Origin of the sequence: Pseudomonas sp. SWRI50 (genome assembly GCF_014269095.1) — a bacterium.
Classification (GTDB): domain Bacteria; phylum Pseudomonadota; class Gammaproteobacteria; order Pseudomonadales; family Pseudomonadaceae; genus Aquipseudomonas; species Aquipseudomonas kermanshahensis.
In genome coordinates, this window is record NZ_JABWRW010000006.1 from 146,826 (window position 1) to 157,489 (window position 10,664).

Sequence of the window (10,664 nt, forward strand, 5' to 3'; positions counted from 1 at the left end):
CGTCCCCGGTTTCAATGGCTGTGCTCGGCGGAGCCTTTGCCAAGCTCCGACTTGAGGACAAAGCTGCCAGCGGCAGCGACCTGAATGCCTGCATCCAGCCCGGCGACCACTTCTACCTGGCCGGCGTCGCGGCGCCCTGTCGTCACCGGGCGTGCCTCGAAGCCTTGCTCGGTACGCACGAACACCACGGTCTGCTCCTCCCAGGTCTGCAACGCGCTTTCCGGTACCACCACGGCGGCGGTCGACCGCTCGACGCTGACCGCAATGTTCACGAACAGCCCAGGGCGCCAGGCTCCGTTGGGGTTGGCCAAGGTGGCGCGCACGGTGGCGGCGCGGTTTTGTTCACCCAGCAGGCTGCCGACGTAATTGACCGTTCCCTCGACCTCGGCACCCAGGTCCGGCGCACTGACCGTGACGCTGCGCCCGGTGACGACACGGTTCAAGTCGCGTGGGGCGACAGCGAAGGTGGCCCAGACCCGGCTCAGGTCGGACAGTGTGAAGGCGTTGCTGGAGGCGTCGACCACCTCCCCCACGCTCATGTGTTTTTCCACCACCACCGCATCGAAGGGTGCGCGTAACTCATAGCGATTGCCGGCGCCGGCGGGGCCGACTGCCGCGACCTTTTGCCGAGCATTGGCCAGCGCGATCTCGGCCTCCTGCAACATTTGGCGAGCCTGCTGGTAATCCTGTTCGGCGCTGATGCGTTCCTGCCACAGCTGCTGTTCGCGTTGGAAGGTCAGACGCGCCAGTTCCAGGCGGCGCTGGGCTGCCTGTTGTTCGCTGCGCAGGTCAGAAATCTGCTGGCTGGCGATTACCGCCAGCACCTGGCCGCGCTTTACCGCCTGCCCGAGGTCGGCCTGCACCGACTCGACCACGCCCGGTACACGCGGCACGACATGCGCCGTGCGGTCCTCATCGAAACGGATTTCACCCGGGTAGCTGATGGCGGTGCCCAGCTCGCGGGGGCCGGCCGCTACCAACTGCACGCCAGCCGCCTCGATCTGGGCGCTGGAAAGGTGCAATTTGCCTTCCTCGTCGGCGTGGCCTTCTTCGGCCTGCTCATCATCGTGGCCGTGGCCGTCTTCGCCATGCGCGTCGTGCGGGGCTTCGTCGCTCGAGGCCTGGCCGAGGTTGCCGGTCCAGGCCAGGCCACCGAGGCCAAGCACGGCCAGAGCGACCGCCAGGAGGGCGATCTTGCGTGGGTTATCCATTGTTGCTCCTGCTATTCGTGTTTTTGCTCAAGCCAATGGGCCCGCTGCGCGACCCATCGCCGGCAAGCCAGCTCCCACAGGGACGGCACCGTGCATCAATGTGGCGCTTCATTTGTGGGAGCTGGCATGCCGGCGATAGCCGCGCAGCGGCCCCTGAATCACAAGCCGCCCTCAAGGTCGCCATACAGGCGCTCGACCTGGGCCCGCGCATCAGTCGCCGAGGCCAAGGCTTGCAGGTACAAGCCCCGCGCCTCGATCAGCGTGCGCTGGGCATCGAGCACATCGAGAAACGCGAACTTGCCCATCTCGAAGCCACGGGTGGCGGTGTCTACCGCTTGCTGCGCCGAGGGCAGGATGGTGCGGTTGTAGGCCTGCACTTCCTGCATGGCCGTGGCCCATTGGCTGAGGGCACTGCGGGTCTCGCTGCGCAAGCGCAACTCAACGGCATTGCGCAGGTCACGGGCCTGGTCGGCACGTCGCGCAGCCACCAGCACGTTGCCTTGGTTACGGTCGAACAACGGCAGCGGCATCGACAGCCCGACCACGTTGACTCGCTCGCGGTCCTCACGGCTGTATTGGCTGCCGAGGCTGACGGTGAGGTCGGGTATGCGCTGAGCCTTTTCAGAGCCCAACGACGCTTCGCCGCGCTCGACCTGCGCCGCCGCCAAGCGCCACTCGGCGGTCTGTTCGACCCTGGCCAGCAAGGCCTCGGCCGCAGGCGGGGCACCCGGCGACAAATCAGTGGCCAGCAGGCGGTCGAAGCGTGCCACCGGGCTGCCCGTCAACCGCGCCAAGGCCTGATAAGCCACACTGCGCTGTGAGGCGGCGCGGCGTACTTGCGCCTGCGCCTGGGCCAGTTGCACCTGGGCCCGCGTGGCCTCTACCGGCGAAGACTGGCCGGCCGTGACGCGGCCCTGTACCACCCGCAGCCCGCGCTCCGTCAGTGCCTGGGACTGTTGCGCCAGCTCCAGCGCCGTTTGCGCACGCAGGGCCGCGTGGAAGGCCTGCACCACATCGGCGCGCAAGCCATTGCGCTGGCGTTCCAAGTCAAGCTGGGCGATGGTCTGGCCGGCACCGGCCACGGCGATGCGCGCTCCCCGCTTGCCGCCCAGCTCCAGTGGCTGGCTCAGGGTGACCGTGATGGTGCGCGTCTCGCGGCGGGTGTCCTCGACTTCCCAGGACAACTCCGGGTTAGGTATCAACCCCGCTTGGCGCCGCTCGCCTTCGGCAATGCCGATTTCACGGCCCGCGGCAGCAAGTTCCGGGTTTTGCGCAAAGGCAGCGCTAAGCGCTTCGGGCAGGCTCAGGCTGCCACTGGCCTGGGCACTGGCAGTGGCAGCCAGTATCAGGCAAAGCAAGGCGATCTTGCGGGGGATGGCACGGGGGCAGGGCACGAAACAGGTCCTCGTCGGCGAGCGTTGGCGAGGGACTGTAGGGCGGCGTGCTTATCGGGGCGGTGGCGTGAACATTACAATGCTGTAATCAGCGGGGGGCGGCACTGGCGCAAAACGTCCGGTTATCGCCCACTTTCCCATCCAAGTCCATTCACGCAATTGACGAAACTAACCAGGTGGTACAAAGATAAGCGCATCCAAAAACAACAAAGCGATGCCTTTCATGAAGCCCCTTATTCTTGTGCTGAACGGCCCTAACCTGAACATGCTGGGCACCCGCGAGCCCACTCAGTATGGCCATGAAACCCTTGCTGACCTGGCCCAAGGCTGCGCCGACAGTGCCCTTGCCAAAGGCCTGGAAATCGAATTCCGCCAGACCAACCACGAAGGCGAACTGATCGACTGGATCCATGCCGCCCGTGGCCGCTGTGCTGGCATCCTGATCAACCCGGGCGCCTGGACCCACACCTCCGTGGCCATCCGCGACGCCCTGGTGGCCAGTGAACTGCCCGTCATCGAGGTGCACCTGTCCAACGTGCACAAACGCGAGCCCTTCCGCCATCTGTCGTTCGTCTCGTCGATTGCCGTTGGCGTGATCTGCGGGCTGGGCAGCCATGGCTACCGCCTGGCCCTGAGCCACTTCGCGGAAATGTTCCAGGAGCAGACCGCATGAGCCAACAGGCCATCCTCGCCGGCCTCATCGGCCGCGGCATCCAGCTGTCGCGCACCCCTGCGCTGCATGAGCATGAAGGTGACGCGCAATCCCTGCGTTACCTGTATCGCCTGATTGATGCCGATCAATTGCAGCTAGACGACAGCGCCCTGCCCGGCCTGCTCGATGCCGCACAGCACACCGGGTTCACCGGGCTCAACATCACCTACCCGTTCAAACAGGCGATTCTGCCGCTGCTCGACGAGCTGTCGGATGAAGCCCGAGGGATCGGCGCGGTGAATACCGTGGTGCTCAAGGACGGCAAGCGGGTTGGCCACAATACTGACTGCCTGGGCTTCGCCGAAGGCCTGCGCCGCGGCCTGCCGGATGTGGCACGCCGGCAAGTGGTGCAAATGGGCGCTGGTGGCGCAGGCTCGGCCGTGGCCCATGCGCTGCTGGGCGAAGGGGTCGAACGGCTGGTGCTGTTCGAAGTCGACGCGGCGCGGGCACAAGCGCTGGTCGATAACCTCAACGGGCATTTCGGTGCCGGCCGTGCGGTGCTCGGCACTGACCTGCGCGCAGCATTGGCCGAGGCGGACGGGCTGGTCAACACCACGCCCGTGGGCATGGCCAAGCTGCCGGGTACGCCGCTGCCGGTGGAGCTGCTGCATGAACGGTTGTGGGTGGCAGAGATCATCTACTTCCCGCTGGAGACCGAACTGTTGCGCGCCGCGCGGGCATTGGGTTGCCGCACGCTCGATGGCAGCAACATGGCCGTGTTCCAGGCGGTCAAGGCGTTCGAGCTGTTCAGTGGGCGCGAGGCCGATGCGGCGCGGATGCAGGCGCATTTTGCCAGTTTTAGCTGAGTCGGCAGCTGCCCTTTCGCGGGCAAACCCGCTCCCACAGGCTGTGGGAGCGGGCTTGCCCGCGAAAGGGCCGGCCCAGGCGCATCAACCCTTTTCGTCCAGCAAGGCCTTCAACACCTGTTCCTGCCCGGTATAATCCCCCTCGCCAAAATGCACGTGGCGTACCTGCCCTGTGCGGTCGACAAAATAATGCGCCGGCCAGAACTGGTTACCCCAGGCATTCCACACCCGGTGATCATTGTCCACCGCCACCGGGTAACCGATCCCCAGCGTCGCCACCTTGTCGCGCAAGGTCGCGACGTCATGCTCGTAGTCATACTCAGGCGTGTGCACGCCCACCACCACCAGCCCCTGGTCGGCGTAACGCCGTGCCCAGTCATTCACATGCGGCAGGCTACGCTGGCAGTTGATGCAGTCCCAAGTCCAGAAGTCCACCAGCACCACCTTGCCTTTGAGCGCCGGCGCATCCAGTGGCGGCGAATTCAACCACTGGCTGGCCCCCGCCAGCGACGGCATGGCGCCGTAACTGTCGCGGGCCTCCAGATAGCCCGCCAGGCCGAGGCCTGTCAGGGCCAGCGCAATGCCGCCCACCTTTAACATCAGGCGGCGATCAATTGTCATGGCAACCGCCGGTGGCGTACGAGCGGTATTCCACGCGCTGGTGCTGACCTTTGGAATCGAGGTAGTCCATGCGGGTGTTGACCAGGCCGCAGGTGTTGCCCTGATCATCCTGCACCGAGAGGACTTTCTTCACATCTAGATGATCACCGTAGCGGTACTGCATCACACTGGCATCGTTCATCGCGGTGGTGGCGGCCTGAGCGGCAATGGCGCCGAAACTGAACACGGCAAACAGGCTGACGCTGGCGAAGGCTTTGAGGTTCATGGCAACTCTCCTGTGGAACGCTTCAGGTGGGGAGGGTTGCTCCCCGGTCGAGAGCCATTACACGGCCGCCAGGTATCCCGTATGTGTCACCCGAGCCTGTGATCTGCTTCCTCCTGTATCTCTGTCAACGCCAGATACACTGCAATACAAAACCCCGCAGGCAAGCGCGATAACGCTCGGTACACTGCGCCAACCCCACCCCATACAGGAACGCTGCGCATGGAACACGTCGATCACATCCTGATCGTCGACGACGACCGCGAGATCCGCGAACTGGTCGGCAACTACCTGAAGAAGAACGGCCTGCGGACCAGCATCGTTGCCGATGGCCGGCAGATGCGCGCCTTTCTCGAAGCCAACAGCGTCGACCTGATCGTCCTCGACATCATGATGCCCGGCGACGATGGCCTATTGCTGTGCCGTGAATTGCGTGCCGGCAAACACCGCAACACGCCCGTGCTGATGCTGACCGCACGCAACGACGAGACCGACCGCATCATCGGCCTAGAGATGGGCGCCGACGACTACCTGACCAAACCGTTCTCCGCCCGCGAACTGCTGGCCCGCATCAATGCCGTGCTACGCCGTACGCGCATGCTGCCGCCGAACCTGACCATCAGCGAAAGCAGCCGCCTGCTGGCCTTCGGCCAATGGCGTCTGGACACCACTGCACGCCACCTGCTCGACAGTGAAGACACCCTGGTGGCCCTGAGCGGCGCCGAGTACCGGCTGCTGCGGGTATTTCTCGACCACCCGCAGCGGGTGCTCAGCCGCGAGCAACTGCTCAACCTCACCCAGGGTCGTGAGGCGGACATCTTCGACCGTTCCATCGACCTGCTGGTCAGCCGCCTGCGCCAGCGCCTGGGTGATGACGCCCGCGAACCCAGCTGCATCAAGACTGTGCGCAGCGAAGGCTACGTGTTCTCGCTGCCGGTGCAATTGCTCGGGTCGCCCTCATGAAATGGCCCCGTACCCTGGCCTCGCGCCTGGCATTGATCTTCTTCACAGGGCTGGTCCTGGCCTATGGGTTGTCGTTCGGCCTGCAAGCCTACGAGCGCTACATCAGCAGCCGCTCGATGATGCTCAGCAACCTGGAGCAGGACGTCGCCACTTCGGTGGCCATCCTCGACCGCCTGCCCGCCGCCGAACGTGCCGCCTGGCTGCCGCGCCTGGAGCGGCGCACCTACCGCTACCACCTTGACCAGGGCCAGGATGGCCAGGCGATGCCGACCAGCGACCCGCCCATGGCCGCCGAGTCGATCGTCAAAGCCATCGGCAACGACTACCGCTTGACCTTCCAAGAGATCCCCGGCCCCAATGCGCATTTTCAGGTGCACTTGAACCTGGCCGATGACGCGCCCCTGACCATCGACGTTACCCCGACCCCCGTACCAATCGCCCGCTGGCTGCCGGTGGTTCTGCTGATCCAACTGGCCGTGCTGTTGCTGTGCACCTGGCTGGCAGTGCGGCTGGCCATCGGCCCGCTCACCCGCCTGTCGCAGGCGGTGGATAACCTCGACCCAGACAAACCCGGTGTGCAACTGGACGAAAGCGGCCCGCGCGAGGTGAAGTACGCCGCCGTTGCCTTCAATGCCTTACAGGCGCGTATCGCGGCCTACCTCAAGGAGCGCATGCAGTTGCTGGCGGCGATCTCCCACGACCTGCAAACCCCCATCACCCGCATGAAGTTGCGGGTCGAAGTGATGGACGAGGGGGTCGAGAAAGACAAGCTGTGGCACGACCTGGATGCCATGGAGCACCTGGTACGTGAAGGTGTGGCCTATGCCCGCAGCATGGACATCAACACCGAAGCCCCGTGCCGGATCAACCTGGATGCCTTCCTCGACAGCCTGGTGTTCGACTACCAGGACAGCGGCGCCCAGGTCGAACGCCACGGCAACGCCGACGGCCTGCTGGAAACCCGCCCGCATGCGCTGCGCAGGGTGTTGGTCAACCTGGTGGACAACGCCTTGAAGTTCGCAGGTAAAGCACAGCTGGAGGTCAGCCGTGAACAAGGATGCACCCGGATTCGAATACTCGATGACGGCCCGGGGATTCCGGAAGATGAGCTCAATGAGGTGCTCAAGCCGTTCTACCGGGTAGAAAGCTCGCGTAACCGCAGTACCGGAGGCACCGGCTTGGGGCTGGCGATCGCGCAGCAATTGACCCAGGCCTTGGGTGGGCGCTTGACCCTGAGCAATCGCCAAGGTGGCGGGTTGTGTGCACAGATCGAGTTGAAGTGAGTGCCGCCTGCATCTCGCCCCCTCAAGGTCTATGCGTGATAGGGATGCCGCCTTACGCAACCGATCGCTACAGTCTGATACACACTGTCGCCTGCGCCGACACACTGCCGATACGCCACCGCTACACACTCCCGGCCACACATTGGCACGCCAGGAGTTAAACCGATGACACGCCCCAACATAACGGCATTTACCCACACCTTCAGCCACATTGACCGGTTCGGAAGCTGGAGCGCCGACTTGCCGCTGCGGCTGTTTCTGGCCTGGGAGTTTTTCGAGTCTGGTCTGGAAAAATACAACGGCACCAACTGGTTCGGCGACCTGCAGTCCAGCTTCCCCTTCCCGTTCAGTGCACTGCCCGCAGCGCTGAACTGGCAACTGTCGATGTGGGCCGAGCTGGTGCTGCCTTTACTGCTGTTGCTTGGCCTGGGCACACGGCTGGCCTCGGCTGGGCTTATGGTCATCACTGTGGTGGCCATTGCTGCGGTGCATTGGCCGGCACAGTGGTCGAGCCTGGCGGAGCTGGCACAGGGTTATGCCATCACCGACCAGGGTTTCGGCAACTTTAAGTTGCCGCTGATCTACCTGGTGGCACTGCTGCCACTGCTGCTCAAGGGGGCCGGGCGCTTGAGCCTTGACCACTGGCTCAACGCGCGGTTCGCAGCCAGGGCATGACGCGTAAATAGCAACGGGCTCGGGGCCAGTCGGCGCCGAGCCCGTTTTTTGTCTCAGGCTGTACCGATGACAATGCCTTGCGCGCGCAGGCTTTCCAGCAATGCCAAGCCTTGCTCCTGATCCCCACCCAATGCGTGCAGACGCGCCAGCCCAGTACCCCTCACCTCTGTGAGCAAGCGATAAGCCATGGGTGCCAGGCGAGCGAAGCGTACCTGCAGCCCGGCGTCGCGGTAGACCAGCAGCAAGGTGGGCAGTTCAGGTGCCTCCTGCGGTTGATAATCCAGGCTGATACGGTCAACTGGCCAACGGTAGGCCAATACCCTGGCCGTGCACGACAGCAGCGGCTCCCCCTGCAGCAGGTCACCCTGCGGGTCATGAGCCGGGTCTTCGGCATCGCTGAGGTACAGCTGGGCCTCGATCCACTCGTAGTGGGCAAGTTCCAACTGCCACGGGGCATCCAGTTCGACGCCCTGGAGGTAGTCGATGAACGCTTCGGCGATCTCGGTGAACAAGGGTGTCTGGCTGCGGTAGTTGGCATAAAAATCCCGCACGCGGGCATGCCAGCGCGGCTCGCCCAAGGTTTGCCGCAGCACCGGAAAGCTGCCGGCCAGCAGGCCTTCGATGGCGCCATAGAACAGCTCACGGTAAACCTTCAGCCGGCGTGCCTCGATGCCAGGCGGTGGGGTATGCCGCTGCGGATCTCGCAGATGCCGCGCCAGCGAGAACTGCTGTTCACGCAACAATTCGCTCATGCGACACCTCCCGCTGCAGCGTGCGAATGCGGTCAGTCTCTTCGAGCAGTTCGGCCAAGGGCGGGTAATTGAAGTCTCGCTCGAGCGTTGTCGGCTGTGCGCCAAAATGCTTGCAGGCCATCGCGAACAACGACCAGACATCCTCCTTCACGGGGGCGCCGTGGGTATCCACCTTGAGGTCCGGGGCCTCGTCGTAGTGCCCCGCCACATGCATGCCGACAACGCGTGCTGGCGGCAGCCCCTGAAGGAAGGCCTGCGCATCGTAGCCATGGTTGCAGGCGTTGACGAACACGTTGTTGACGTCCAGAAGCAGGTCGCAGTCGGCCTCGTCGAGCACGGCGCGAATGAAGTCCAACTCGCTCATCGCCTGGTAGGGCGCCGCGTAATAGCTGATGTTTTCCACGGCGATACGCCTTTGCAAATGGTCCTGGGCCTGGCGAATCCTGGCGGCAACGTGATACACAGCCTCTTGCGTGAAGGGGATCGGCATCAGGTCGTAGAGGTGGCCGTCATCACTGCAATAGCTCAGGTGTTCGCTGTACAGGCGTACCTGATGGCGATCGAGAAAGCGCCGGGTCTGGTCCAGCAAACCCCGGTCCAGCGGCAGGCTGCCGCCCAAGGACAAAGACAGCCCATGGCAGGCCAGCGCAAACCGTTCGGTCAATTGCGCCAGGCCTTGGCCATAGGCGCCTCCGACCCCAATCCAGTTTTCTGGCGCGCACTCCAGAAAATCCACGGCACCGTCTTCCAACGTAAGCAATTCATGCATAAGGCCACGGCGCAGGCCAAGGCCGACAAGCAAGGGTGTGGTCGTCATCGATAAGTCTCCACAACACGCAAAACGCCCCGCCTGACCAGCAGGAGGGGCGTTGTGTCATTCCAAGGGTTTAACTCAGGACTTACCGGTCACTTTGCTGGACGAGGCTTCTCCTGCCTTGCCAGCGCCGCCACATTTACCTTCACCGCACTTGCCTTCGCCATGGCTGGCTTTCTTGTCGCCGCCGCACTTGCCCTCACCCTGGGTGGCCTTGCCGCTGCCACCGCACTTGCCTTCACCGCATTTGCCTTCGCCAGGCACCTTTGCCGACGCCAGTTGATACCCCTGGGACATCGGCTCGACAGCGAACGCGCTGCTGCCCAAGGCCATGCTGCCGATCAGGGCGGCGCCAAGCAAGCCGAGGGTATTGCGTGCATGAGTCATGGTGTAGCTCCACTGTGGTTGGAAAGTGGAGCCATTAGGCCGGGTGGGTGTGTCGGGGTTGTATCGCCGAAATCGGCATTTTGTACATGAATCGGTCTGTAGGCCTGCAGGATACAGTGTGATACAGAGCACCCGCCCCCTGCGGCCAGTGGCGGGTGAAGGCTGTCAGTCTTCCAGCGGCTTGGGCGGCGCTGCGGGCTTGGCAGGTTTGACGGGTTTGGCCGGCTTGCTGTCCTTGCCCTTGGTTTCAGGTGCCACCGCGACAGGCTCTGGCGCAGTCACGGCCTTCTCGCTCGCCGGCAGTTCATCGACCGCCTTGAGGATGGCCTGCGGGTCGATTGGCTCACCCGTGGCGTCATCCTTGAGCATGTGCCGTTCACCGTCCTTGCCCACCAGGATCACCTTGGTGCCCGCGCTCGCGCCAAGCTTGAGTTCGCGGATCAGGGCCATGGTGGTCTGCTGCTCGAGGTTTTTGTCCTCGCGCTTGCCGACCATCTTGGCAACGCTATACAGCACCAGGCTGCGCTCTTTGAAGGCTTTCTGAATTTCCGGGTCTTCCAAGGCTTTGTTCAACCCACGCAATGTCGGGTCGGCAGAACTGGGAGCAATGATCACCAGAGGCCGTGCCTTGCCCAGCTCCTTGGCCAATGGAGCGTCGCTGTCGGCGGCGAACAGTGGGCCGGTGACGGCGAGCAAGGTAGCGAGGGTCAGTGACCGGACGAGCATACACATCTCCTTAATGTCTCGATAAACCAATGACTACAGATCACGGAGAAAAATCCGA

General features: G+C 63.8%; 12 protein-coding genes and 1 pseudogene. 5 read left to right on the forward strand and 8 right to left on the reverse strand.

Annotated features, from left to right (window positions below; all coding sequences use genetic code 11):
- Positions 1-11: 11 nt before the first annotated feature.
- Both HU750_RS09130 and HU750_RS09135 read right to left on the reverse strand, forming a co-directional pair.
- Complete coding sequence (locus HU750_RS09130; RefSeq protein ID WP_186678783.1) at positions 12-1,211, reverse strand: efflux RND transporter periplasmic adaptor subunit; 1,200 nt, start codon at positions 1,209-1,211, stop codon at positions 12-14.
- 158 nt (positions 1,212-1,369) lie between these two features.
- Positions 1,370-2,605, reverse strand: a complete 1,236-nt coding sequence (locus HU750_RS09135) for a TolC family protein (RefSeq protein ID WP_514132419.1) — start codon at positions 2,603-2,605, stop codon at positions 1,370-1,372.
- Between the two features lie 223 nt (positions 2,606-2,828).
- Between HU750_RS09135 and aroQ the strand changes: the two genes are divergently transcribed.
- Both aroQ and HU750_RS09145 read left to right on the forward strand, forming a co-directional pair.
- Entirely contained in the window at positions 2,829-3,278 is a 450-nt protein-coding gene (gene aroQ / locus HU750_RS09140; RefSeq protein WP_027593852.1) for a type II 3-dehydroquinate dehydratase, read from the forward strand.
- A complete protein-coding gene (locus HU750_RS09145) occupies positions 3,275-4,123 on the forward strand; it encodes a shikimate dehydrogenase (protein ID WP_085273256.1) in 849 nt (282 codons plus the stop codon). Before aroQ ends, HU750_RS09145 begins: the two co-directional genes overlap by 4 nt.
- 84 nt (positions 4,124-4,207) lie before the next feature.
- On the opposite strand, the gene HU750_RS09150 is transcribed toward HU750_RS09145, so the two are convergent.
- Both HU750_RS09150 and HU750_RS09155 read right to left on the reverse strand, forming a co-directional pair.
- Complete coding sequence (locus HU750_RS09150) at positions 4,208-4,723, reverse strand: thioredoxin family protein (protein WP_186679034.1); 516 nt, start codon at positions 4,721-4,723, stop codon at positions 4,208-4,210.
- 10 nt (positions 4,724-4,733) lie between these two features.
- A complete protein-coding gene (locus HU750_RS09155; protein WP_099453530.1) occupies positions 4,734-5,009 on the reverse strand; it encodes a DUF2790 domain-containing protein in 276 nt (91 codons plus the stop codon).
- Between the two features lie 219 nt (positions 5,010-5,228).
- On the opposite strand from HU750_RS09155, the gene HU750_RS09160 reads away from it, so the two are divergent.
- The 3 genes from HU750_RS09160 to HU750_RS09170 all read left to right on the forward strand — a co-directional run bounded on the left by HU750_RS09160 (position 5,229) and on the right by HU750_RS09170 (position 7,927).
- Positions 5,229-5,969, forward strand: coding sequence for a response regulator (locus HU750_RS09160; RefSeq protein ID WP_099429879.1), 741 nt, complete (start codon positions 5,229-5,231; stop codon positions 5,967-5,969).
- On the forward strand, positions 5,966-7,252 hold the full coding sequence (locus HU750_RS09165) for a sensor histidine kinase (protein ID WP_186678784.1): 1,287 nt from the start codon (positions 5,966-5,968) through the stop codon (positions 7,250-7,252). The genes HU750_RS09160 and HU750_RS09165 overlap by 4 nt, the downstream gene beginning before the upstream one ends.
- 165 nt (positions 7,253-7,417) lie before the next feature.
- A complete protein-coding gene (locus HU750_RS09170) occupies positions 7,418-7,927 on the forward strand; it encodes an HvfX family Cu-binding RiPP maturation protein (RefSeq protein ID WP_189674466.1) in 510 nt (169 codons plus the stop codon).
- Positions 7,928-7,980: 53 nt separating this feature from the next.
- Here HU750_RS09170 and HU750_RS09175 read toward each other — a convergent pair whose 3' ends face one another.
- From HU750_RS09175 to HU750_RS09190, 4 genes and pseudogenes are all read right to left on the reverse strand, one after another.
- The gene (locus HU750_RS09175; RefSeq protein WP_186678793.1) at positions 7,981-8,679 is read right to left on the reverse strand and encodes an HvfC family RiPP maturation protein; all 699 of its coding nucleotides are present in this window, start codon (positions 8,677-8,679) and stop codon (positions 7,981-7,983) included.
- Positions 8,660-9,496: an HvfB family MNIO-type RiPP peptide maturase gene (locus HU750_RS09180; RefSeq protein ID WP_186678796.1), complete on the reverse strand. Its 837-nt coding sequence runs from the start codon at positions 9,494-9,496 to the stop codon at positions 8,660-8,662. The genes HU750_RS09175 and HU750_RS09180 overlap by 20 nt, the downstream gene beginning before the upstream one ends.
- A 114-nt stretch (positions 9,497-9,610) precedes the next feature.
- A pseudogene (locus HU750_RS09185) lies at positions 9,611-10,012 on the reverse strand (HvfA family oxazolone/thioamide-modified RiPP metallophore); the annotation flags it as partial.
- A 33-nt stretch (positions 10,013-10,045) separates the two neighbouring features.
- Positions 10,046-10,606: a DUF4174 domain-containing protein gene (locus HU750_RS09190; RefSeq protein ID WP_186678798.1), complete on the reverse strand. Its 561-nt coding sequence runs from the start codon at positions 10,604-10,606 to the stop codon at positions 10,046-10,048.
- Positions 10,607-10,664 lie beyond the last annotated feature (58 nt).